General features: G+C 64.6%; 24 protein-coding genes. 13 read left to right on the forward strand and 11 right to left on the reverse strand.

What is annotated here, in order from left to right; translation table 11 throughout:
• The first annotated feature begins 239 nt into the window (after positions 1-239).
• The 9 genes from HPO_RS00415 to HPO_RS00455 all read left to right on the forward strand — a co-directional run bounded on the left by HPO_RS00415 (position 240) and on the right by HPO_RS00455 (position 9,306).
• Positions 240-1,280 (forward strand): rod shape-determining protein, encoded by a 1,041-nt coding sequence (locus HPO_RS00415; protein ID WP_035593124.1) that lies wholly within the window; start codon positions 240-242, stop codon positions 1,278-1,280.
• Between the two features lie 37 nt (positions 1,281-1,317).
• Entirely contained in the window at positions 1,318-2,313 is a 996-nt protein-coding gene (gene mreC, locus HPO_RS00420) for a rod shape-determining protein MreC (protein WP_051612113.1), read from the forward strand.
• 2 nt (positions 2,314-2,315) lie between these two features.
• Positions 2,316-2,867, forward strand: a complete 552-nt coding sequence (locus tag HPO_RS00425; protein ID WP_035593126.1) for a hypothetical protein — start codon at positions 2,316-2,318, stop codon at positions 2,865-2,867.
• Entirely contained in the window at positions 2,864-4,807 is a 1,944-nt protein-coding gene (gene mrdA, locus HPO_RS00430; RefSeq protein ID WP_035593128.1) for a penicillin-binding protein 2, read from the forward strand. The genes HPO_RS00425 and mrdA overlap by 4 nt, the downstream gene beginning before the upstream one ends.
• On the forward strand, positions 4,804-6,039 hold the full coding sequence (rodA, locus tag HPO_RS00435) for a rod shape-determining protein RodA (RefSeq protein ID WP_241767841.1): 1,236 nt from the start codon (positions 4,804-4,806) through the stop codon (positions 6,037-6,039). The genes mrdA and rodA overlap by 4 nt, the downstream gene beginning before the upstream one ends.
• An 81-nt stretch (positions 6,040-6,120) precedes the next feature.
• A complete protein-coding gene (locus HPO_RS00440; protein ID WP_035593130.1) occupies positions 6,121-7,542 on the forward strand; it encodes a sodium-dependent transporter in 1,422 nt (473 codons plus the stop codon).
• Between the two features lie 132 nt (positions 7,543-7,674).
• Entirely contained in the window at positions 7,675-8,520 is an 846-nt protein-coding gene (locus HPO_RS00445) for a helix-turn-helix domain-containing protein (RefSeq protein ID WP_035593133.1), read from the forward strand.
• Positions 8,521-8,542: 22 nt separating this feature from the next.
• Complete coding sequence (locus HPO_RS00450) at positions 8,543-8,908, forward strand: VOC family protein (protein ID WP_035593135.1); 366 nt, start codon at positions 8,543-8,545, stop codon at positions 8,906-8,908.
• Positions 8,908-9,306 (forward strand): SRPBCC family protein, encoded by a 399-nt coding sequence (locus tag HPO_RS00455; protein ID WP_035593136.1) that lies wholly within the window; start codon positions 8,908-8,910, stop codon positions 9,304-9,306. The genes HPO_RS00450 and HPO_RS00455 overlap by 1 nt, the downstream gene beginning before the upstream one ends.
• Positions 9,307-9,338: 32 nt before the next feature.
• On the opposite strand, the gene pip is transcribed toward HPO_RS00455, so the two are convergent.
• Positions 9,339-10,328, reverse strand: a complete 990-nt coding sequence (gene pip / locus HPO_RS00460; protein WP_035593138.1) for a prolyl aminopeptidase — start codon at positions 10,326-10,328, stop codon at positions 9,339-9,341.
• 112 nt (positions 10,329-10,440) lie between these two features.
• Between pip and HPO_RS00465 the strand changes: the two genes are divergently transcribed.
• A complete protein-coding gene (locus tag HPO_RS00465; RefSeq protein ID WP_157532578.1) occupies positions 10,441-11,055 on the forward strand; it encodes a hypothetical protein in 615 nt (204 codons plus the stop codon).
• On the opposite strand, the gene HPO_RS00470 is transcribed toward HPO_RS00465, so the two are convergent.
• The gene (locus HPO_RS00470; RefSeq protein WP_035593143.1) at positions 11,037-11,420 is read right to left on the reverse strand and encodes a DUF423 domain-containing protein; all 384 of its coding nucleotides are present in this window, start codon (positions 11,418-11,420) and stop codon (positions 11,037-11,039) included. The two genes, HPO_RS00465 and HPO_RS00470, sit on opposite strands and share 19 nt — an antisense overlap.
• Positions 11,421-11,449: 29 nt before the next feature.
• Positions 11,450-11,866, reverse strand: a complete 417-nt coding sequence (locus tag HPO_RS00475) for a PaaI family thioesterase (RefSeq protein ID WP_035593145.1) — start codon at positions 11,864-11,866, stop codon at positions 11,450-11,452.
• Positions 11,867-11,969: 103 nt separating this feature from the next.
• Between HPO_RS00475 and HPO_RS00480 the strand changes: the two genes are divergently transcribed.
• Positions 11,970-13,082: an Rv3169 family protein gene (locus tag HPO_RS00480; protein ID WP_035593147.1), complete on the forward strand. Its 1,113-nt coding sequence runs from the start codon at positions 11,970-11,972 to the stop codon at positions 13,080-13,082.
• Positions 13,083-13,085: 3 nt separating this feature from the next.
• Here the strand turns inward: HPO_RS00480 and HPO_RS00485 are convergent, their stop codons facing one another.
• On the reverse strand, positions 13,086-13,712 hold the full coding sequence (locus tag HPO_RS00485) for a GNAT family N-acetyltransferase (protein ID WP_051612114.1): 627 nt from the start codon (positions 13,710-13,712) through the stop codon (positions 13,086-13,088).
• 118 nt (positions 13,713-13,830) lie between these two features.
• On the opposite strand from HPO_RS00485, the gene HPO_RS00490 reads away from it, so the two are divergent.
• Positions 13,831-15,732 carry an ABC-F family ATP-binding cassette domain-containing protein gene (locus HPO_RS00490; protein WP_035593596.1) on the forward strand — a complete coding sequence of 634 codons (1,902 nt, stop codon included), beginning with the start codon at positions 13,831-13,833 and terminating at the stop codon, positions 15,730-15,732.
• A gap of 23 nt (positions 15,733-15,755) precedes the next feature.
• On the opposite strand, the gene HPO_RS00495 is transcribed toward HPO_RS00490, so the two are convergent.
• The 6 genes from HPO_RS00495 to HPO_RS00520 all read right to left on the reverse strand — a co-directional run bounded on the left by HPO_RS00495 (position 15,756) and on the right by HPO_RS00520 (position 21,315).
• The gene (locus HPO_RS00495; protein WP_035593150.1) at positions 15,756-16,658 is read right to left on the reverse strand and encodes an SDR family oxidoreductase; all 903 of its coding nucleotides are present in this window, start codon (positions 16,656-16,658) and stop codon (positions 15,756-15,758) included.
• Positions 16,659-16,742: 84 nt separating this feature from the next.
• A complete protein-coding gene (locus tag HPO_RS00500) occupies positions 16,743-17,129 on the reverse strand; it encodes a hypothetical protein (RefSeq protein WP_157532580.1) in 387 nt (128 codons plus the stop codon).
• Positions 17,130-17,171: 42 nt separating this feature from the next.
• Complete coding sequence (locus HPO_RS00505; protein WP_035593152.1) at positions 17,172-18,005, reverse strand: mechanosensitive ion channel family protein; 834 nt, start codon at positions 18,003-18,005, stop codon at positions 17,172-17,174.
• 106 nt (positions 18,006-18,111) lie between these two features.
• Positions 18,112-19,287 (reverse strand): mechanosensitive ion channel family protein, encoded by a 1,176-nt coding sequence (locus HPO_RS00510; RefSeq protein WP_051612116.1) that lies wholly within the window; start codon positions 19,285-19,287, stop codon positions 18,112-18,114.
• Positions 19,284-20,045 (reverse strand): hypothetical protein, encoded by a 762-nt coding sequence (locus HPO_RS00515; protein WP_035593154.1) that lies wholly within the window; start codon positions 20,043-20,045, stop codon positions 19,284-19,286. The genes HPO_RS00510 and HPO_RS00515 overlap by 4 nt, the downstream gene beginning before the upstream one ends.
• A 61-nt stretch (positions 20,046-20,106) precedes the next feature.
• The gene (locus HPO_RS00520) at positions 20,107-21,315 is read right to left on the reverse strand and encodes a S1 family peptidase (protein ID WP_162173986.1); all 1,209 of its coding nucleotides are present in this window, start codon (positions 21,313-21,315) and stop codon (positions 20,107-20,109) included.
• Between the two features lie 155 nt (positions 21,316-21,470).
• On the opposite strand from HPO_RS00520, the gene HPO_RS00525 reads away from it, so the two are divergent.
• On the forward strand, positions 21,471-22,970 hold the full coding sequence (locus HPO_RS00525) for a serine hydrolase domain-containing protein (RefSeq protein WP_035593159.1): 1,500 nt from the start codon (positions 21,471-21,473) through the stop codon (positions 22,968-22,970).
• A gap of 50 nt (positions 22,971-23,020) precedes the next feature.
• On the opposite strand, the gene HPO_RS00530 is transcribed toward HPO_RS00525, so the two are convergent.
• Entirely contained in the window at positions 23,021-23,704 is a 684-nt protein-coding gene (locus HPO_RS00530) for a hypothetical protein (RefSeq protein WP_035593161.1), read from the reverse strand.
• Positions 23,705-23,782 lie beyond the last annotated feature (78 nt).

A 23,782-nucleotide genomic window follows, 5' to 3' on the forward strand; every position in this document is an offset into this window, starting at 1 on the left:
GTTTACATTTAGTGTACGCTGCGTTCCATGCCTGCTGCGCAGGCAACGGCCAAGGCAGCGCTCACGGCCTTTGGAATCAGTGCATCCCCAATATAAGAACGGTTCGTTCCGATTATGTGATGAGCGGACCTTGCTTTAAAGCGGCGTTAACGGCACATGATGTATGGGGCTGATATCAGGAATGCGCGCGTTGTCGGACGGAACGATCCGGACCGTTTCAGAAAGAGCTTGAGAACAGCATGATCGGTAGCCTCCTCGGCCTGTTGTCCACAGACATGGCCATTGACCTCGGGACCGCAAACACACTCGTCTATGTGAAGGGTCAGGGCGTCCAGCTCGATGAACCCTCCGTCGTCGCCTACATGACGCAAGGCGGCCGCAAGATCGTCTATGCGGTCGGCGAGCAGGCGAAAAACATGCTCGGCAAGACACCTGTTAACATGGAGGCGATCCGCCCCATGCGCGACGGGGTGATTGCAGACTTCGAAGTCGCCGAGGAAATGATCAAGCACTTCATCCGGAAGGTTCATAACCGCCGGGCGTTCGTGTCCCCCCTCATCATCATCTGCGTGCCCAGCTCCGCCACCAGCGTTGAGCGCCGCGCCATCCACCAGTCGGCCCTGGCAGCAGGTGCCCGTCACGTTGAACTCATCGAAGAGCCGATGGCTGCCGCAATCGGCGCCGGCCTGCCGATCGATGATCCGGCCGGCTCGATGGTCGTTGATATCGGCGGCGGAACTTCGGAAGTCGCCGTGCTGTCGCTCGGCGGCATCGTCTACTCGCGCTCCGTGCGCGTGGGCGGCGACAAGATGGACCAGGCCATCGTCAACTATCTGCGCCGCGAGCAGAAAATCCTCATCGGCGAAATGTCGGCTGAGCGGATCAAGAAAGAGATCGGCACCGCTATGCCGCCGGAAAACGGCACCGGCATGGCGCTCACCGTCCGTGGCCGCGGCACGCTGGACGGCGTTCCGAAGGAAACCGAGATCACCGAAGCGATGATCGCCGAAGCGCTGAAGGAGCCGGTCACCGACATCGTCGATGCCGTGAAGATCGCGCTCGAAGCCATGCCGCCGGAACTCGCCGCTGACATTGTGGACCGGGGTATCGTGCTGACCGGCGGGGGCGCGCTCCTGCGCAATCTCGACGCGGTGATCCGCAACCAGGCCCAATTGCCTGTGATGATCGCGGACGATCCGCTGAAATGTGTGGTCAATGGCTGTGGCCATGTCCTCGAAAATTATTCAAAAATGAAAAGCGTCCTCTGCCCGGAAGTCTGAGTCGCGGGCAGCGCGGACGGCGAGGGAGCCAGAATAGATGGCGCGCTTCGGACCATCAGGTCAGAAAACTGCGGCTCGCGGGGCGCGCCGGCTGACGCTTGGCGTGCTGATGGCGGCCGCGTTTGCGCTGGTGCTCGCCCAGACCGCGCCGCAGATTTCCGCCTTCTTCGTCCCCGCCCGCACCACGGTCAGCGACCGGCTGCGCGCGCCCAGCGAGATCAGCCTCTGGGCCCGGGTCACCGGCCAGGCCGAGCGCGAGCGCCGCATCCGCGAGCTTGAAAACGAAGTCCGCGATCTCGCCCGCTACAAGGCCGCCGCCATCTCCATGGCTGATCGCCTCGAAGCCTATGAGCGCATCCTCAACCTGATGGGCGAGCCCCCGGAGAAGGGGGTCACCGCGCGGGTGACCACCGAAGTCGACGGGCCGTTCTCCCAGACGCTGCTGGCCAATGCCGGGCGCCTTCAGGGGGTTGAGCCGGGCGCGGTGGCTGTCAATGAAGGCGGGCTGGTCGGCCGCGTCGTGCATCTGGGCGAGCGGTCCTCGCGCATCCTGCTGATCAGCGATTACTCCAGCCGCCTGCCGGTTCTGGGAGAGGTCTCCGGTGTACGCGCCATCATGTATGGCCAGGACCGGGAAGGCGGCCGCCTCAGCGACCTGCCCGAAGACGCCGATTTCGTGGAAGGCGAGCGCATCCTCACCTCCGGGGATGGCGGCGCCTATCCGCGCGGCCTGGTGGTCGGCTCGGCCCGCAACGATACCAGTGGCTGGCGTGTCCGCCTCGCCATGCGCGATCATGGCGGCACCTATGTCCGCATGATCCAGCCGCCGGTCATCCTGGCGCCCATTACCGAAGCGCCGCCGCCGCAGGAAACGCCTGCAGAGCCCTCCGCGGAGGCCGCCCCGGCGCGCGCCCCGCAAACCCAGCCGGCGCCCGCGCCGCAGCCTGAGCCCTCCGCCGCTGCCAGCCCGCCGGATGACGGCGCCGCCCAGGCCGCGCCTCCCGAGGCCAGCCCCACACCCGGGGGGCAATAGACATGGCCAGCGGAAAGCTCAGACGGCGGAAGAAGTCCCTGTGGAGCCAGACAGCGCCAAGTGCCCGGCTCGCCTTCGGTGCTTTCTTCATCGTGCTGACCGGCGCCATCGGCATGCTGCCGCGTGAAATTTTCGGCATTGCCATTGCCTGGCCCTTTGCTGCCCTTTGGGGCGCGATGGGCTGGGGCAAGGTGGGGCTCGCCATTCGCCCGATGATCCTCTTGCTGCTGTTCGGCCTGATGCAGGACATCGTATCCAACGCGCCGCTGGGATGCTTTGCGGTCATCAATCTGGCCGTGTACGGACTGAGCGCGGGCTTTACGCAGCAGACAGACGGCATGCGCGATGCCTTCGTGGCGGTGCTGGGCCCCGTGGTCATGCTGCTCGTGGCGCTGGTGCTGATCTGGATATTCGCCAGCGTCACAAGCGATCATCTTGTGCGTTCCACGCCGATCCTGGCTTCCATCATCACGACAGGGCTTGTGTATCTCGTGGGATATCGCATGTTCGATCTCGGGCGCAGGCCAGGTGAACCACCGGGGCAGACGACATGAGCCGCAAGAGCAAGAATGCCGATGAGATGTTCGACCGCCGCATGTTCATGGCGGCCGGGGTCGGAGGAATTGTCTGGGCCACGCTGGTGGGCCGCCTGTTCCAGCTGCAGTTCCTGGAGGCAGAGCGCTATCAGGATCTGGCCGAGGCCAACCATGTGAAACTGGTGATGGCCCCGCCCGAGCGTGGCCAGATCCTCGACCGGTTCGGGCGCCCCCTCGCGTCCCAGCGCCAGGCAGGCCGCGTCTCCGTCATTCCCGAGCAGATGAGCGATCCCGAAACGGTCCTCAATCGCATTTCCAACCTGATTGATCTGCCCGACGCGCGCCGCGAAAGGCTGGTCGAGGAAATCCGCAACGCCCGCCGCCGCAACGCAGCCTTCCTGCCGGTGATTGTTGCGCAGGAGCTGACCTTCGAGGAATTTTCCCGCATGCAGGTGCATGCCGTGGAGATGGCGGGTGTCGACGTGCAGATGGCGTCCACCCGGTCCTATCCGCGCGGGCGCGATTTCGGCCATGTGCTGGGCTATGTTGCCCGCGCCAGCGCCGAGGATCTTGAGCGTATGACCGACGGCCTCGTGCCCGAAGACCGGCGCATCTATCAGGAAATGTTCCGCCATCCGGACATGCGCACCGGCCGCCAGGGTATGGAACGCTTTGCCGAAGACTGGCTGCGGGGCCGCCCCGGTCGCCGCCGCGTCGTGGCCAACGCTCATGGCCGCCCGCTCTGGGAACTGGAGCAGGATCCCAAACAGGCCGCTGTTCCGGGTAAGGATCTTTACATCACCATCGATGCCGAGCTTCAGCGCACGGCAATTGACCGGTTCGAGGGCGAAAGCGGCGCAGCCGTGGTGATCGACATCGAGAATGGCGATGTCCTCGCCATGGTCTCCACACCCGCCTTTGATCCCAACAGCTTCGTCAACGGCATCTCCGGCGCCGATTATGCGGTGTTGCGGGATGATCCGCGTTCGCCGCTCTATCCGCGCGCCCATGGCGGGGTCTATCCGCCGGGGTCGACCTTCAAGATGGTCGTGGCCACCGCCGCGCTCGAAGCCGGTGTGATCAAGCCGGAAGAACGTATCCGCTGCTCCGGCCATTACCGGTTCGGCAACCGCACCTGGCACTGCTGGAAGCGGGGGGGGCACGGCGCCATGAACATGCACGACGCCATCAAACAGTCGTGCGACGTGTATTTCTACGAAATCGCGCGGCGCGCGGGCGTGGAAAAGATCGCCGAAGTCTCCCGCAAGTTCGGCTTCGGCCACACCTGGGTACTCGGCATGACGGGCGCGCGGGGCGGCCTTGTGCCCGATCCTGCCTGGAAACAGAAGGCACGGGGTGAGCCCTGGTTTGAAGGCGAAACGCTGAACTTCGGTATCGGGCAGGGGCAGCTCGGCACCACGCCGCTGCAGCTTGCCCTGATGACGGCCCGGATCGCGGCCACCGGCGCACCGATACGTCCCCGGATGATCGGCCTTGGCCCCAATGATGAAGATGATGCCCTGCTGGACGAGCCGCTCGATCCGGCTGTCATGGAGCGGATGAAGGCGGGCATGTATGGCGTCACCTCCGAAGGCGGCGGCACGGCCACGCGCTCGGGGGATCTTGGCCTTGGCGGGCCGCGCCTCGCAGGCAAGACGGGCACGGCGCAGGTGCGGCGCATCACGGCTGCAGAACGCGCAAGCGGGGTCGTGCGGGGCGGCGACGCCATCGCGCGCGAGCTGCGCGACCATGCCCTGTTCGTGGCCTATGCCCCGGCGGACAATCCCAAATACGCCATCTCCGTCATCGTCGAACATGGCGAGGGCGGCTCGCGCACGGCGGCGCCTGTGGCGCGCGATATCCTCGCCGCCGCCATCCGGATGAATAGCGGGCGCACTCCTACCTATGCCCAGCGCGCCTCCACCACGCCGGAACCGGAGCCGGGTGACCCTGCATGAGCCGTGACGGTTTCACCGGTTTTACCAGGGGCGAAGCGCGCGTGCGCACGGCCGCCTCAACCCTGCAGTTCGCAGAGCTTGGCCCCTTCAGCAAGCTGGCACGGATGCCCTGGGGCATTGTCCTTCTGATTTTCGGCGTCGGCCTTGTCGGCGTCGCCATGCTGTTTTCGGTCGGCTGGGATCCTGTCGTCCAGGCCCCCTCGGCCAAGGAGGCGGGCCTCTGGCGTGAGCAGCTGACGCGCCTCTCCATCGGCGGGGTACTGATGGTTCTCCTGGCGCTCTTGCCGCTCGGCGTCTGGGCGCGGCTCTCCTGGCTCGCCTATCTCGGCGTTGTCGTGCTGCTGGTGCTGGTCGATTTCTTCGGCATCATGGGCGGGGGCGCGGCGCGCTGGCTCAAGGTCGGGCCGATCGTGCTGCAGCCATCAGAGCCGGCAAAGCTCGCCGTCACCCTGGCGGTCGCCAGCTATTACCAGCGCATGATGCCGCTCAACGGGCGCAGCCTGCCGCTCTGGGTGCATCTGGGCGCCCTCGCCATCATCCTCATTCCCGCCGCGCTGGTCTTCAAGCAGCCCAACCTCTCCACCGCCCTGGCGCTGACAGCCTCCGGCATGATGATCGTCTTCTTCGCCGGCATCGGCTACCGCTATGTGGTCAGCGCCATCCTCGCCGGGATCGCTGCCGTCCCCGCCATCTACGCCTTCGTGCTGGAGCCCTATCAGCGCCAGCGCGTCGATACGCTGATCGCCGGCATCACCGGCCAGACCACAAACGGTCTGGGGGAAAGCTACCAGATCGAGCAGGCCAAGATCGCCATCGGGGCAGGCGGGGTCAGCGGCAGGGGATATCTGCAGGGTATCCAGTCCCAGCAGGAATATGTGCCCGAACAGCATACAGACTTCATCCTCACCGTGATCGCGGAAGAGTTCGGCTTCATCGGCACGGTGGGCCTGCTCACGGTCTTTGCCTTCCTGTTTGTCTGGTCCTTCCGGGTCGCGGCGCGCAATCGCAGCTGGTTTGGCCGCCTCGCCACCATCGGGGCCACCTCCACCATCGCCTTTTTCACCATCTTCAACAGCGGCATGGTTCTGGGCCTGTTGCCGGTGCTGGGTATGCCCCTGCCGCTGATCTCTTATGGCGGCACGGCGCTGATCACGGTCATGGCCTGTTTCGGCCTGATCCTGTCGGCCCATCTTCACCGGGATGAGAAGATGACCACCCACGGCCCCATTTGACCCCCTGATGCGCCAATTGCGTTGATTTCTCACCGCTTGACGCTACGGTCCCGCCAAACATTTCCACGGGGAGCGGGATTCATGGCAGATATTGGCCGCAAGTCAGACACTTTCAGCTCGCGATTCGGCTTCATCATGGCTTCGGTCGGATCTGCCGTCGGGCTGGGGAACTTCTGGCGGTTTCCCTATACGGCCGGCGAGAATGGCGGCGGCGCCTTCATTCTCATCTATATCCTCTGCGTCCTGCTCATCGCGCTGCCGCTGCTGATGGCGGAATATTCGATGGGCCGGAAGTCCGGCATGTCGGCCATTGAGGGCGTCCAGTCGCTCGCCCGCGCCGAAAGCCGCAGCCAGAACTGGGGCCTGGTCACCTGGATCGGCTCGCTGACGGCCTTCTTCATCCTCAGCTTCTATGTCGTCATTTCTGCCTGGCTTCTGGCCTATCTGATCCAGGCCATCGGCGGAGACCTGCACGGCACCACAGCGGCCGAATCGGGCCAGAACTTCGCCAACACCATCGGGCAGGGCGAAGATCCCATGCCGTCCAAATGGTACATCCTCGCTCTTCTGGGCGTCTTCCTGGCCGCCAACGTGTTCATCGTCGGGCGCGGGGTGAAGGGCGGCATCGAACGGGCCGCCACTATCCTGATGCCGGCCTTCTTCGTCATGCTCATTGTCGTCGTCGGCTTTGCCGTCGCCACCGGCGACACTGCCCGCACGGTCGCCTTCATCTTCGAGCCCAAATGGGAGGATGTCGGCTTCAAGACCTTCCTGGCCGCCCTCGGCCAGGCCTTCTTCTCCATCGGTGTCGGCGTCGGCCTGATGATCACCTATGGCGCCTATCTCGACCGCGAGACCAACATTCCCAAATCCTCCGCCATCGTGGCCGGGTCGGATACGTTTGTGTCGCTGATCGCGGGCTTTGCGATTTTCCCCATCGTCTTTGCCGCTGGCCTGCCGGAAAATGCCGGGCCCAGCCTTTTCTTCGTCTCCATGCCGGTGGCGTTCGAGGCGATCCCCGGCGGGGCGATCTTCGCCATCGTTTTCTTCGCGCTTGCCCTCTTTGCCGCCTTCACCTCGTCCATCTCGCTGATGGAAGTGTCGGTGTCGTGGCTTGAGGAACGCCAGGGCGTCACCCGTTTCGGCGCGGCCATCGGCGTCGGCTTCGTCCTCTTCATGGTCGGCGCGGCTTACGTCTTCTCGCTGGAATATCTCGACTTCATGGACTTCATGACCGAGGGCCTGCTGCTGCCGCTCGGCGGCTTCCTCGCGGCCATCTTCGCCGGCTGGATCCTCAGCCGCGACATGCTCACCTCGGAACTGGGGGAGGGCACGATCATGAACCTCTGGCGCTTCCTGATGCGCTGGTTCGTGCCGCCCTTCATCGGCCTCGTCCTGGTCTTCGGCTTCCTCGACAAGATCCAGGACCAGTACCACGTCCAGCTCCCCGGCGCGCTCGAGATGCTCCTCGGCCCGAACTACGATCTGACGCTGCAGGAGTAGGCACGTCGCGCATTGAGACACGGAGTGACGGCGGGAAATCCACCGGTCATTGCCATTCGGGCGCGGCGAATTCATAAAAAGCGAGTGGCAGTCTCAGCTGCCACATCAGCTTTTGGCCGCGCCGCTTCAACAATGACTACGCTTTCTGAAGACCAGAACCTCAGGGTCATAGACTATGTGTGCACGGCCTCTTCCGGCGATGCGCCGTTCGAGGAAGTGCACGAGCGGTATTCGCTGTCTTTTGTCCGCCGGGGGAGTTTCGGTTGCCAGGCCCGGGGACAGCGCCACGAGCTTTTTGCGGGCGGGTTCTTTGTAGGCGCGCCCGGCGACGTGTTTGCCTGCACTCATGATCACCATCATGGCGGGGACGAATGCTTGTCCTTCCAGTTCTCGGCCGCGCTCGCAGAGGAAATCGGCGGCGACCGGGCAGTATGGAGCCGGGTTTCGGTGCCCCCCATCTCTGCGCTCAGCACACTTGGCGCGCTGGCGCAGGCGACAGCGGCCCGCACCACCGATTTGTCGCTGGCCGAGACGGGCATGCTGCTCGCCGCCCGCTTCGTCGATGTTATGCGCGGCGATGCGCGGGCCCGTCTTTCCCCGTCCAGCCTTGACCGGGTCCGCGTCATCAGGGCGACGGAGTGGATAGAGGCCAATCACGAAGGCCAACTCAGCCTGGACGCCGCCGCGCAGCAGGCGGGGCTCAGCCCGTTTCATTTCCTGCGCATCTTCTCGAAGGTCGTGGGCGCAACGCCCAACCAGTTCTGGGTGAGCTGCCGGCTGCGTCATGCGGCAGAGATGCTCCTTGGCACGGATCAGTCTGTAACAGAGATCGCGCTCAGTGCCGGTTTCGGAGACCTCTCCAATTTTCAGCGATCCTTCAAGCGTGCGGCCGGCGTAACGCCCGGCGCATTCCGAAGGATGTCCGAAGGCGACCGCAAGATTCTCCAAGTCTGGCAGGCAGCGTCAGCGCTAGGGTGAGCCCTTCTGAAAGGGAGTGCTCATGTTTGATCATATTGGCCTGAAGGTCAGGGATATTGGTGCAAGTGTCAGGTTCTATTCTGCAGCCCTCGCTCCGCTGGGCGTGGAAATCTGTGCGCAGGACGCGTCCAGCGCGGGTCTCGGCCCACCCGGCAAACCCTGTCTGTGGCTTTCGGCAGGCCCAGGTCAAAGCGCGGCCCATATCGCCCTGAAGAGCGCCAGCCGCGACGCCGTCAGCGCGTTTTACAAGGCCGGGCTCGACGCCGGTGGCCGCGATAATGGCGCGCCCGGCCTGAGGCCAGACTATGGCTCCGGCTATTTCGCGGCCTTCCTCATCGATCCGGACGGCAACAATGTCGAAGCCGTATGTATGGGGGAGGGTCGCTGATGGCTTCGGTTCACCTGGATATCGGGATTAACGCGCCGGCTGATGCCGTCTGGTCCGCGCTGGCTTCAACTGGAGAGGCGCACAAGATCTTTGCGCCCGTCCTGTCCGGTTGCCGGCTGGAGTCGGCCGATGTGCGCATCGCAACTTTTGCCAACGGTATGGTCGTCAAGGAACGGATCATTGACGTCGATGCAGACCGCATGCGGATCGCCTATGCCGTGATTGAGAGCGCGTTTGTCCATCACAACGCGTCGATGCAGGTCGTGGCGGCAGATGATGGCACCTGCCGCTTCGTGTGGACGGCCGACCTGTTACCGCACGCCGCCATCGATGACGTCGGCCCCTTGATGAGGGCAGGGGCGCTTGCCCTGAAACAGAATATGGAAAGCGCCCTCTGATCTGTGGGCCGCTGGAACTCGCCCTTCAGCCCCTAAGCCTTCGTTCGCGCGCTCAGCTTGTCCGCAAAATCATCGGTCGCCTGCACCAGGCGGTCGATGATGCCGGGCTCCATGGAGGAATGCCCGGCATCGGGCACCACATGCAGCTGCGCCGCCGGCCAGGCCTTGGTCAGCTCCCAGGCGGTTGAGAGCGGGGTGACCACATCATACCGGCCATGCACGATCACGCCGGGCACCCGGCCGAGCTTCAGCCTCGCCTGTTCCAGCAGCCAGCCATCCTTCTCGAAGAAGCCGCCATTGACGAAATAATGGCATTCGATCCGGGCAAAGGCGTCAACGAAATCATCCTCATTGAAGCGCGGTGGCGTCGTCAGCGGGCCCTTGATTGAGAGGGTATGGCCCTCCCATTGTGCCCAGGCGCGGGCCGCATCGATCCGGGCGCGCGGGTCGCTGCCCGTCAGCCGCTTATGGAACGCATGCAGAAGATCGCCCCGTTCCTCATGCGGGATGGGGGCGACATAAATATCGTAAGCATCCGGGAACAGACGGCTCGCCCCGGACTGGTAGAACCAGTCGATCTCGGCCTTGGTCACCAGGAAAATCCCGCGCAGCACGAGGCCCAGCACGCGGCTGGTGTGCGTCACCGCGTAGGCCAGCGCCAGGGTTGAGCCCCAGGAGCCGCCAAATACCAGCCAGTTTGACACCCCCACATGTTCGCGCAGCGCCTCGATATCGGCCACCAGATCCCAGGTCGTGTTCTCCCGAAGCTCCGAATGCGGCGTCGAGCGGCCACATCCGCGCTGGTCGAACAGGAAGATGCGGTAGCGGTCCGGATCGAAGAAGCGGCGCATTTCCGGGCTGGAGCCCCCGCCGGGCCCGCCATGCAGGGCGACCACGGGAATGCCCTTCGGATTCCCTGATTCTTCCCAGTAGATTTCATGCAGATCCGAGACGCGAAGCCGTCCGGAGGCATGAGGTTCATGCCGGTGATACAATATACGGCGAGACTGGCGTCTGTTCATGCGCTCTTCACTTATGGTCTGCCACAATGACGCTCGTGACTGGACTTATCTTATTCACACCCATAGTGTTAACAACACTTGGGGAAACTGGCTTTTGGCGGTTGGCGAATTGATGCGTATCGTTCTTGTTTGTGTATCCCTAGGGTTTCTGGCGGGATGCGCAACTGTTTCGGTTGTGCCCGGCGAAACCACGGTTGAAACCGCATTAACCAAGAGCCAGTCGCAGCTGCGCAAATCATCCGATGCCTATTGCGACCATCTTGCCGCCAAGGGCTGGGCAGAGGCCGACAAGGGCCTGGCCGGCTTTGCAGACCTGCTGATCCGGGGACGGAGCGCTTCGGAGCAGATGCCCCCGGCCTATGCGTCCGATATCGGGGCAGGGACGCGTGCCCCGGTTCTGGTGCTCGCCAAGATTTCCGCTGACAGCGAATCAGCCCGCAAGGGTCTGGAAGGCGTCACCCTGGAAGCGCGCGAAGTGCTCGACAATTCGCGCAGCGATGCCTCTAACCGCAATGATGTGATCGCCTATGAGCGCGCACTCGTCCGTGCGCAGATGGCCCACCGCAATTTCCGTGAGGCGCTGGACATTGTTTCGGCTCGCGCCGATCTGGATGTCAGCCCCATCGAGGCCGAGCTTGGAAATTTCTCCGATGCCATCGATGATGCCCGCCGCGTCGCCGATGATCTGGCCGAACGCTATACCGGCTCTTACGGCACAACGTCCTGAGCCGTGCGGGCGGCGCTCAGCCCGCCCAGCCCGATCATCACCCAGCCTGCCAGCAGACTGATCCCGCCTACCGGCGTGACAGCCCCCAGCCAGCGCGGCGCGTCCAGCGCCATGGCATAGAGCGTCCCGGCAAAGATCACCGCGCCTGCCACGATCATCCATCCGCCTGCGGCAATCTTGCCGCCCCGGCCGGATAGCCCGGCCGCCAGCGCCGCGCCCGCATGCGTCAGCCCGTAAAGCGTTGCGGTGTGCCACCACTCGGCGCCCTGCGCCGTCAGCCGGCCATCCAGCGCATGGGCGCCAAACGCGCCCAAGGCGACGGAGAGGAAACCAACAAGCGCCGCAGCAGGGATAAGCCGGTTCATCGCAAACCTTCGCACGGGATCAGGAACGGTCAGCCCTTCCGGGGAAGGGCATAGGTCACGATAGCGTGGCTCGCCGGCTTGTCAGCGTGCTCAATCCGCACATCCACCTCAATGATCGCCAGCGCCTGGCCAATCTTCATCAGCTTGCCTTCGGCAATCACCACCTTGCCGATGCAGGGGCGCAGGAAGTTGATGTTGAGATTGCTGGTCACGGTCATGGGCTCAAAGCCTGTCACCGTCATGATCGCCATATAGGCGGCGGTGTCACACAGGCTCATCTGCGTCGGGCCGGAGATATAGCCGCCCGGACGCAGATGCGTCTCGTCCGCTTCCAGCCGGATCACGGCTCGGCCCGTCTCCATCACCAGCACTTGGTTCTGGTGCCCGCGGCCCGGAAACGCCTGGCTCAGAAATGCATTGGCCTCATCGGCGGTGAACTTTGTCATGGGCCCCTCCCGTCGCGGCACCGCTTGATCCGCGCGCGCCGCCTTGCAAACCTACCCGCTGAGACCCACCCGCCAAGAGGTCACCCAGAGGAAGGAACGCCCCATGCTGACTGCCGGAGACGAATACCCCATCCACCAGACGCCGGAGCCGGTGGCCTTCTCGGGCTCGGACCGCAACTTCTATGACCGGTATTTCTTCAACGGCTACAGCGCCGACGGCAAAACCTTCTTCGCCGCCGCCATGGGGGTCTACCCCCATCTTAACGTCATCGATGGCGCCGTCTCCGTGCTGCGCGATGGCAAGCAATCCTCGGTCTTCTTCTCCCGCCCGCTCAACATGGAGCGGATGGACACCTATGTCGGCGGCCTCTCGGTCACCGTGCTGGAGCCGCTGAAACGCATCCGCCTGAAGCTGGAAGAGACCGAAGGCATCGCGCTGGATGTCGAGTTCACCGGCCGCGCTTTCCCGATCGAGGAGCCGCGCTTCACCCGCCGCATCGGCCCGCGCATGATGATGGACCTCACGCGCATGACGCAGAACGGCACATGGTCGGGCAAGCTGCGCATCGATGGCCAGGAAATCGCCGTCACGCCGGATAGCTTCACCGGCACGCGGGATCGCAGCTGGGGCGTGCGCCCCATCGGCGCGCCCGATCCCCAGCCGATGCACCCGCCCGTGCCGCCGCAATTCTATTGGATCTGGGTGCCGACAAACTTCCAGAACCTCTCGATGTTCTACCATGTGAACCATGACGAGCATGGCGAGCCCTGGAACACGCGCACCTCCATCGTCATGGATGGCGCGCCCCAGGGCGCAGGCATGCATATGGGCGACGTGAACATGGATGTGCGCTACGCCAAGGGCACCCGCCGGATGGCCTCGGCCACCCTCACCGCGAAGGATCATGAAGGCCGTCCGCACACGGTGGATTACGAGCCGATGGGCACCTTCCTCATGAAAGGCATCGGCTACAACCACGCCAAATACCGCCACGGCGTCTTCCATGGCGACCAGCTGATGACCGCGCGCGAAGATTATGACGTGGCCAAATCCCCCTGGCACGAGATCGAAAACCTCCACATCCAGGAAATCGTCCGCGCCACCCATAAGGGCCCCGATGGAAAATCCTCGGTCGGTGTCGCCGCCTATGAGCAGCTTTTCCTCGGCAAGCACGCGCCCAGCGGCTTCAAGGATATTCTCGACGGCGCTGCCTGAGGCTCAGGCGCTCTGATCTGACGGCGCGCGGGCCGGGGCAGGGCGCCTCGGCCCCAGCGCCTCGCGCAGATCGGCCAGCGCTTCGGGCGCTACCATCTCGTCCAGGCGCTCTGCGGCCGTTGCCGCATCAAACTCGAACGTCACCACCAGCCCGTCGCGCCCGGCAGCATGGCCGCCCATCGCCCGGAACAGCGCGCGCGCCGCATGGTTTTCCGCCAGCGTATCGGCGGCAAAGCGCGTAATGCCCGCCTCGATTGCGTCATGCACCACCGCCGCCATAAGCAGCCGGGCAAGCCCCTTGCCATGGTGGGCATCCAGCACTCCCATCGCCAGATCGGCCACATCGCTGCCATCCCGGCGGATCGCGCGCACCACGCCCATCAGCGGCGCCCCCGCCGTCTCCAGGTCCAGCGCGCCCCAGGCAATGTGATGATAGCCATCTACATTGACCAGCTGGTCAATCACGGCCTCCGGAACAGTTTTGGCCCCGGTAAAGAAGCGCAGATACCGCGAATGATCGGAAAATCCGGCAATCAGCGCCACTTCCCGGGCACGGTCACGCGGCCCGATGGGCCGCAGATACACCGCATCCCCGGATTTCAGGCGGGTCGAGAAGGTGTGCGTGTTCATGAGGGGAATTTGTGCACTGCACAACGAGAAGAAAAGGACGGAAAACACTTATGCGACGATATGGCTGCGTTGCAAAAACGGGGTGCCTTTTGCGCCGCAGCAGGGTAAAGCCCGCCGCATGCTTGAGATCAGGAACCTTGATTACCGGGTTGAGGCCCGCCCGCTGTTTGACGCGGCCTCCGCGCGGATCTCCGCCGGCTGGAAAGTCGGCCTCATCGGCCGCAATGGCACGGGCAAATCCACGCTCCTGCGCCTCATCCGCGAGGAAATCGCCGCCCCCGCCAGGGACAGCGCCATCCGCCTGCAAAACGGCGCCCGCCTCGGCTGGGTCGCCCAGGAAGTGGCCCCCACCGATCAGACCATCCTCGATGTCGTCCTCGAAGCTGACGCCGAACGCCACGCGCTGATGCTGGAGTCCGAAACCGCCACCGATCCGGACCGGATCGGCGACATCCACGCCCGCCTTCTGGACATCGACGCCTGGTCTGCCGAGGCGCGCGCTTCGGAAATCCTGATGGGCCTTGGCTTCACCCATGCCGATCTCTCCCGCGCCACGCGCGAGTTTTCGGGCGGCTGGCGCATGCGCGCGGCCATCGCCGGCGCCCTCTTCGCCCAGCCAGACCTGCTGCTGCTGGACGAGCCGACCAACTATCTTGACCTGGAAGGCGCCGCCTGGCTCGAAGGCTATCTGCGCCGCTACCCCAACACCGTCCTGATCGTCTCCCACGACCGCGAAATGCTCAACCGCTCGGTCACCCACACGATGGCGCTGGAACACCGTAAGCTGACGATCACGCCGGGCGGATATGATGACTGGCTGAAGCTGCGCGCGGCCAAGCTTGCCCAGCTTGAAAGCCAGAAAACCAAGCAGGACAAGGACCGCGCCCACCTGCAATCCTTCGTCGACCGGTTCCGCGCCAAGGCGTCCAAGGCCCGTCAGGCCCAATCCCGCATCAAGATGCTGGAAAAGATGCAGGAGATTTCCATTCCCCTGGAAGAGCGCACCGCGCCCTTCAACTTTCCCGCTTCGGAAACCGTGCTCGCTCCGCCGCTGCTGGAGATCGAAGACGCCGATATGGGCTATGGTCCGCAGGCGGTCATTCTGCGCGGCGTGCGCCTGCGCATTGATCCGGATGACCGCGTCGCCATCATCGGCACCAACGGGCAGGGCAAGACCACGCTGGTCAAATCCATCGCCGAACGCCTGCCCCTCTTGGCCGGCAAGCGCCGGATGCCCAAGAAAGTCGAGATCGGCTACTTCTCGCAGGACCAGCTCGACGAGTTGACCATCGGGGATACCGTCCTCGAACACGTCATGCGCGCGCTGCCCGCAGACACGCCGGTCGCCAAACAGCGCTCGGTCGCCGCCCAGCTCGGCTTTTCCCATGAGAAGGTCGAAACCAAGGTCGAGAAGCTCTCGGGCGGCGAGAAAGTCCGCCTCATCCTTGGCCTCATCGGCCTGCAGAAACCGCAGATCCTGATCCTCGACGAGCCGACCTCCCACCTTGATATCGATAGCCGCGAAGCGCTGATCTACGCGCTCAACGATTTCGCCGGCGCCGTCCTGCTCATCACGCACGATGTCTATCTCGCCGAGGCCACCGCCGATCAACTGTGGCTCGTCAAAGCCGGCAAGGTCGCCCCCTATGACGGAGACCTCGCCGACTACCGCGTTCTGGTGATGAGTTCAGACCGCGAAAAAGCTGCCCCCGCCAAGGCTGCGGTCATCGAAGAGGCCCCCGCCGACAAGGCCGAGCAGCGCCGCCGCGCTTCCCAGGCCCGCGAAGCGGCCGCCCCGCTGAAGAAAAAGGCAGACGCCGCCGAAAAAGCCTTCGAGAAGGCAAACGCCCGTATAAAGACGATCGATGCCGAGCTTTCAAAAACCGGCCTCAGCCCGCAGAAGATGACCGAACTCTCCATCGAGCGCGGCAAACTCGAAGCCGAGGCCGCCAAAGCCGAAACCGAATGGCTGACCGCGCTGGACGCCTATGAAGCCGCCGTGAAGGAAGCGGTGGGCTGATGCTCAGCCCACCGGAAAAACCCTCAAACCGTGCGCTTGGCGCGGTCCTTGGCGTTGGTCGCTTCGATGGCTTCGCGGGCGGCGGACCATTGTTCGTCGCCCCAGGCCGTCAGCATGCTGAAATTGCCGCCCGAAGCGTTATACATCGCCCCGTCGATGGCAATCGTCTGGCCGTTCACATATTCGGCGCCCGGTGCCATCAGGAATACGGCAAGGTTCACCAGTTCGTGCATCTCGCCCACCCGGCCCATCGGATTGGCCACGCCCCGGTCCATCCGCTCGGCGCCCTCAGCGTCGGGTGAAAGGCGTTTCGACATGCCCTCGGTCGGGAAGGGGCCCGGCGCAATCGCGTTGAAGCGCAGCCCGTAATGGCCCCACTCCACAGCCAGGGATTGCGTCATCACATTGACCCCCGCCTTCGACATCGCCGAGGGCACCACAAACGGCCCGCCATTCCACACCCAGGTCGTCAGGATGGAGCAGACATTGCCGCGCCTCTTCTCGGCAATCCAGCGCTTGCCGATGTCATGCGTCATGTAGAAACTGCCGCGGAACACGATGTTCGAAATCGCGTCGAATCCGCGGATCGACAGATCCTCCGTACGCGAAATGAAATTGCCCGCCGCATTGTTGATCAGGCCGGTCAGCGGCCCATGCTTGGACCAGATCTCGTCATTCATCTCGGTGATTGCTTCGGCCACGCGAATGTCGCACGCATGGGGCACAACCTTGCCGCCATGCTTGTCCATCAATTCCTTCGCGGTCTCTTCCAGCACGCCGCCCCGGCGCCCGCAGATATGCACTTCAGCGCCGAGTTTCAGAAAGCCTTCGGCCATTTCCTTGCCAAGGCCGGTGCCGCCGCCGGTGACCAGGATGCGCTCATCCTTCATCAGCCCGTCGCGGAACATCAGTTTCGATACGTCCATTTCTGGTCCTCCCTCATATGTCCTTAACGAGCGTACAGGTGCCCTGATCCCGCCGCCAGCCGCTACGTCGCGGAAGCTGCCCCCTCATTTCCTCCAGGGCAGGCTGACGACGCGCCAGATCACCCAGACCGGTAGCACCACCAGCGCCCCGGCCAGCGCCGGCTGCCAGAAATTCGTGATCGCCCAGCCCAGCGCCGCAAAGGATTGCCGCAGGATCGCGCGCAGCGCTTCGGCCAGGTTGAAGTCCGGATTGCCGGGATCAAAATTCGCCGCCATCACGAAAAAACCGGTGAGGATACACAGCCCCAGCAGCTTCAGCGCCCCCCAGAGGCTGATGCCGAACAGGCGCTTCAGCAGCGGCCGCTTCTCGGGCGGCGCGACTGGCGCGACCGGCGGGGGCGGCGGCGCTGCGGTCACCGGCTCGGGTTCCGGCGTGGCGGCGGGGCGCGGGGGATCAGACGGGTCCATCATGTTTCCAGTCTAATCCCGCCGCCCGTTTCCCGGAAGGGCGCCTTATTCTGCCGCCACCTTCTGAACCACAGTGCGGTGCGGATACGGAATGGAAATGCCTTCCCGGTCGAACGCCGCCTTCACCTTGTGTGTGATGTCGAGGCGCACCGGCCAGTAATCTGCCGAATTCACCCAGCTGCGCGAGGCAATGTCCACCGAACTGTCGCCCAGATTGACCACCCGCACAAATGGCTCAGGATCGCGCAGAACACGCGCGTCCGCGTCAATCACCGACTGGATGATGCGGATCGCCTTGTCCATGTCGTCGTCATAATCGATGCCAAAGGTGACATCCACGCGCCGCCGGTCGAAGCCGGAATAGTTCTTGATCACATCGTCGATGGCCTGGCTGTTGGGCACGATCACCTTGATATTGTCCGGGGTCGCCAGGATGGTCTGGAAGAGGGAAATATCCTTCACGGTTCCGGCCACGCCGGCCGCCTCGATATAGTCGCCCAGCTTGTAGGGGCGAAACACCATGATCATCACGCCCGAAGCGATATTGCCGAGCGCCCCTTGCATCGACAGGCCAATCGCCAGCGTCAGCGCGCCCAGCACCGCCACAAAGCTCGTGGCCTGCACCCCGAACACCTGCAGCGTGGCAATCCCGACCGCCGCAATGATCGCCCACTGAACCAGCGAGGCAAAGAAGTTCGACAGGGTCGCATCAATCTGCGGGTTGCGAACCGCCTGCTTTCGCACCAGACCGGCCAGCCAGCCTGCGATCCGCAGCCCCACGATCACCAGAACCAGGGCGCCTATCGCCCTCAATCCAAAGGGCAGCAGATAGGGGCCTAAATTCTCCCAGATGGCCTGGGGCGTCATTGTGTCTTCCATGTCAGTCTCCTTTTGAGGTGAGCCTGCTGTCATTGTTCAGCATACGGCTGTTCGGGCGGTGGGGTGTTCCTTTTCAGTCTGAAGGGGGTTGGTTCTATGGCGTGGCTTATCCGCTCGTGTCGCGTCCGGCCGGCGGTGAGGGCGCGGTCTCGCTCTCATCTTCAGGCCGTCTTTCGCGCGGCGGTGTTTCCACCTGATACTGCGTCGAGGTCGGGAAGGGGATGGTGATGCCCGCCCGGTCGAGCGCCTGTTTGACAGTCTTCATCAGGTCGGCGCGCACCTGGAAATTATTGGGCGTGGCCACCCAGGCCCGCAGGGTCAGCGAGACGGACCAGTCATCCAGCGACCGCACGCCCGCCCAGATCGGCATATAGCCGATCACCTGCGGATGGTTCTCCGCCGCGCTGCGCAGGATCTGCAGCGCCTTGTCGATGTCATCATCATAGGAAATGCCGAAGATCAGATCGATCCGGCGGAAGGGCTGGAGCGTGTGGTTGATCAGCGGCGATCCCCACACCTTGTCATTGGTGATGGAGACGATCTTGTTGTCGATCTGCTTCAGCGAGGTGGTGAAGGGCGTGATATTGGTCACTTCCCCGTCCAGGCCTGCCAGCGTCACGAAATCCCCGATCCGGAACGGGCGGAACACCGCCAGCATCACCCCGGCCGCCACCGATTTCAGCGTGTCCTGCAAGGCGAGGCCAATCGCAAGGCCCGCCGCGCCCAGCACGGCGGCCAGCGAGGCGGCCGGAAAGCCGAGCTGGATCAGCGCCATCACGATGGCGATGGCGAAGATCACATATTTGATCAGCGAGGCGGAAAACGCGATCAGCGTGTCGTCGGCCCCGGCATGGGCGTGGGCCTTTTCGCCGAACTTGCGCAGCGAGCGGGCAATCATGTTGGCGCCCATCAGCGCAAAGAACAGGATCGCCACCGCCGCCATCGCGCCCGGGCCCCGTGTCTCCACCAGCGTCCGCCAGTCATAGCCAGCCAGGCCCAGCGGCAGGGGCGAGAAGAGGATCAGCGCAAACACCCGCGCCACAGAGGCCATCAGATCCCAGGCGGAGCCTTCAAACTCCTTGTCCTTGGGGGTCAGCCGCTGGCCGGTGAACCGCACGATATGCTTCACCGCCGTCGCCAGCAGCCAGATCAGCACCACGGAAGCCAGCACGAGGCTCCACTTGACCATATGTGGCCAGGACGCCGCCAGCCAGACAGGCCAGGTGGACGTATCGATGTTCAGCTGCGCCAGCAGGCGCGTGGTGTCGGCAGGTATCGTCATGGCGCCGGTCTAACCGGCTTTGCACCGCGCGTCAGCCTCACCAGCAGCAGCAGAATGAGGCAGCCAAAGGCGATATGGCCGATAAGGTGCATCCCCGTCTCCACCCAGTTGTGGAAGGCGATGCCCAGGATGCCCCAGCCCAGCGCGGCGAAATACCAGAGGCTGGCGCTGATGCGGCTGGCAAACAGCCAGGCAAACACCCCGGCGCTGCCCAGCGTCGCCCAGAACATCGGCCAGGGAAAGTCCGTTTCGCCCAGCCCGGTCAGGTTACGGATTGTCAGCGGGATCGACACCGCCGTCGCCGCAGAAATCCACCCGGCCAGCAGCCCGCTGGCCGTCGCCCCGATATAATAGCTGGCAGAGGCTGCCCCGCCGCGCAGGTCATGCGCGCTGCGCGCCGCCAGCCAGGCAAACAGGAAGATCGGCCCCAGAAGAATGAAGTTCAGAAGCTGCAGGTTCAACAGCTGGGCGCTCAGCATCCATATGATGTTGCCCACCCCCGCCAGCAGCAGCGGCAGACCGATCGCCTGCGGCCAGCTCTCCGGCTTGCGCAGCCCGGCCAGGCCGAAGGCAATGTAAACGGCAAAGATCACGCCCCAGATGGAGAAAAAGAGCGGCATGGGCTGCTCTGGCGCCTGGGCGGCGCGGTTGGCGTCGCCCACAGGAATCCCGATGCCCGTCAGCGGTGCCAGCGCGCCGGCCAGCGGCTGCAGAATGCCCACGATCAGGACCAGAAGGGGAAGTGTCCGGCTTTGCATGGGGCGGCCCTTTCGCTGTCTTCCAACTATAGACCGGCCCACCCCTCCGTCCATCCCCGGATCAGCGGCAGGCGCCCTGATCGGCGTCACACAGCGCCATCACTGAGGTGATCCAGTCGCCATAGCCCTGCAGGTTGGTATAGCGGCCGTTATATTCCCCCTCGCAGAAATGCCCGGTCGTGCGGTTCTGTTCGACAACGGAGAGAATCCCCACCGCCGTCTTGCTGCCATCGGCCTCGGTCACATAAAGCGGCCCGCCGCTGTCGCCGATGCACGGGCCCGCGCCATTGTCGCTCGCCACGGTGATCGCCGCCGGCCCGGCATGGGTGATCTTCAGCCGCGTGGTCAGAAGGTCGTTGGACAGCTGCCCGTCAAACCGGGTGAGGCCCCAGCCGGCCATCTCGCCGATGGGATAATTCGCCGGCGCCAGCGGCCGGCTGGTTGCGCCAAACCGCGCCACCGGCACATTGCCAAGGCCTGCCACCTGATCCTCGCTCAGATGCACCAGGGCAATATCATTGGCATAGCCATTGTCCGTTCCCTGATAGCCTGCATGGCACACGGCATATTCGGCCGAGGCGCGTTTGGCCTCCGGGCTGCGCAGATTGGCCGCCTCGCCGATCACCCGGATCTCGTCGAACGGCTCGTCGATGCAATGGGCCGCCGTCACAAACCAGTTGCGCGCCACCCGCACGGCCCCGCAATGGCCGCTGGCCACCGCGCCCGTCGGCTCGGCCCGGCGGGGCTCGATCTTCACGATGCCGGGAAACGCGCCCAGCGTCGCGGCGAGCGCGTTCACCGCTTCGGTGCCCGCCATCGGTTCTTCCAGCTCGGTCGCCCCGGCGGCCATCGCTACGGTTGGCGTCGGCGCCGCCCCGGCCGGCAGGCTGCACCGGGTCGCATTGACGAGGCCCAGCGTCGCGGCCAGCGCCGTTTCGGGCGCCAGTCTCGCCTCCTCCTCTGAGGGCGCATCCGGGGCAGAGGCTGCGGCCTCGCCCGGCTCGCGGCTCGCCCCCGCCGCAGGCATCTCTTCTGCCGCGGCCGCTGCCGCTTCTTCGGCCTTGCGTGCCGTCTCGGCGCGTTCGGCCTCAATCTCCGCGGGCGTCGGCTGCAGGTCGGCTTCGGTATAGCCGCCGCTGGCGCCGTCTGCCTTGCTGGCCGGATCGGGGGAAGCCGGGTTCAGCCCCGGCAGTCTCACCTGGTCACAGCCCGCCAGGATCAGGCCAAGTGTCAGGGCAGCGCCTGCATAGGCGTAATGGGTGCGTCGCATTCCAATGGTCCCCTCTGAAAGCATCGCGTTGGTTCATAAACGCCCGGCGGGCAGCCCCGGTCAACTGGTGGTGAATACCGCCCGGAAACTGCCGCGCCGGGCTTGCCCGAACCGCCCGCCTGCCTACACTTGCGCCCAGCCTAGGAGACTCGCCCATGCCCACATTCCGCGCAGCCCTTGCGGCGCTGGCCCTGTCGATCCCGCTCGCCCTTCCGGCTATGGCCCAGGAAGGTGGAACCACCGAGGAGACGCAGCGCGCCCTGGCCGCCGGATGGAAGGCCACATTCACCTGTTCGGGCCTCTTCGTCGCCCGCCAGACCCAGCAGGAACTCGACCAGAACGAGCTTTCCGGCATCTATCCCGATTATGCCCGCTATTTCGACCAGCTGCCCCCGGCGCGGATCGATCAGGCCCGCAAGACCGTCTCGGTCGATTATTCCCCGCTGATGCCGCCCCGCATGGCGGCCTACCGTCCCGGTTTCGGCTGCACCCAGCTGCCCGTCGGCGCCACTGAAAAGGCTATCGACTTTCTGCCCCGCTTTGCCGCCTGGCCCGAATACACCACCCAGGACCGGGGCAGCGCCATCGGCTCGAATGTGAAGCTGGAGCTGCGCCTGGAAGAGGCCGAGCGGCTGGAAATGCCCGTCATCTCCGCCTTTGATGAAATGACCTATGGCGCCGGCACGCGGACCAGTTCGGTCATCGTCGTGCGCGATGGCCAGGTCGTGGCCGAGCGCTATGCCCGCGGCGTCGAGCATGAAACGCCCCAGCGCACCTGGTCGGTCGGCAAATCCCTCACCGCCACCCTCATCGGCGCTGCCCGCCGCCAGGGCCTGATCGACATTGACTATCCCGCCGTCATCGCCGCCTGGAACAAGGGCGCAGATCCCCGCCGCGAGATCACCCTCCGCCACCTGCTGCATATGGCCAGCGGCCTCGACAGCGGCGAAAACGGTTCGCGCACGGATCGCCTGTATTTCGGCGGCGGCCGCGTGGTCGATCAGGCCGCCACCGGCATCCTCGAAGTGGAGCCCGGCTCCCGCTTCAAATACGCCAATAATGATACCGTCATCGCCATGCGCGCCCTGCGTGAGGCGATGGCCGATGACACCCGCTTCCACCGCTTCCCGTATGAAGCCGTCCTGCACAAGATCGGCGCCGTGCGCACCACGATGGAGATCGACTGGAACGGCGATTTCATCTCCTCCAGCCAGGTTTGGGCCACGGGGCGCGATCTTGCCCGCATCGGCCAGCTTTACCTGCAGGATGGCATGTGGGCCGGTGAGCGCCTGCTGCCGGAAGGCTGGGTGGAATTCGTCCGTACACCCGCCCCGGCCCAGCCGGCAGACGCTGCCTCCAGAGGCGGCTATGGCGCCCAGTTCTGGCTGATGAACAATGTGCCCGGCGTGCCCGAAGGCACCTTCTATGCCGCCGGCAATCGCGGCCAGTATATCGTCATCATACCCACCCTCAACACGGTCATCGTGCGTCAGGGCTATGACATGATCGGCGGCGCCCGGTTCGAGATTGAGCGCTTCGTGCTGGATGTCAGCCGCGCAATCCAGGCGGCCGATGCAGACCGCGGCCTGGCCGCCGAGGACCTGCGCCGCGCCGCCGAAGCCGAAAACGCCCCGGCCCCCCGCCGCCTGCGCTGACACCTTCCCGCGCCGGTCTCCGCACGCGCGGAGGCCGGCGTCTGCCGCCCTTATGGCGCTCCGTAGCCCGATTGCGGTGCTGCCCTCAGGTTCGACACCTTGCGTGTTTCGGTCTGGCGGAAGTCCTGCATCATGGCGTTGCCCGCCACCTGCATCGTAAACGTGTCGATATGGCTGCGCCCGTCCGGCGCGGCCTTGCACGCCACCTTCATGCTGAACGTGTCGATCTTCGCCGCCATCGCCGGCTTGAAGGCTTTCGGCGCGGCCAGTTCAAACGCCAGCACATTGCCCGTCGCCTTGTCCAGCACGGCCGTGCCCGTCAGATGTTTCACCATGGCGCGCATGTTCTTGTCGTCGCCGGGCAGGGGGGTGAAGTTGTAGGTCGCCGTGCTGCCCGTCTCCGAAACGCGCTTGGCCCCTGCCGGAATGCTTTCGGTAAAGCCGCTGCACCAGATGTCGCCCTTGGTTTCGCTTTTCAGCCGCTCGCCGCGCTTGGCCGCGTCCCCGCTCAGCGAGGCCGGCTCCGGCGTCATCGCAACCACCCGCGCGCCTTCGGGCTGGGCCTGGTCCACCTTGATGGTGAAGCGCTGCGCCCCGTCATCAAACGCCATGTCAAAGAGATAAGCCGGGCCCTCCTTGGACACCTTGCGCGCCTTTTCCAGCAGCGCGTCCGCGCTAGCGGGCAGGGCAAGGGGGATGACGCAAAGTCCGGTCAGAAACAGGCGGGTTCGCATCAGTTGGCTCCATCAGGTTGCAGGCGATGTGCAACTTCTGCTTTTCCGCCGCAAAATGAAAGAGCCAGACGCCGCGCC

It is taken from the genome of Hyphomonas polymorpha PS728 (assembly GCF_000685315.1).
Classification (GTDB): domain Bacteria; phylum Pseudomonadota; class Alphaproteobacteria; order Caulobacterales; family Hyphomonadaceae; genus Hyphomonas; species Hyphomonas polymorpha.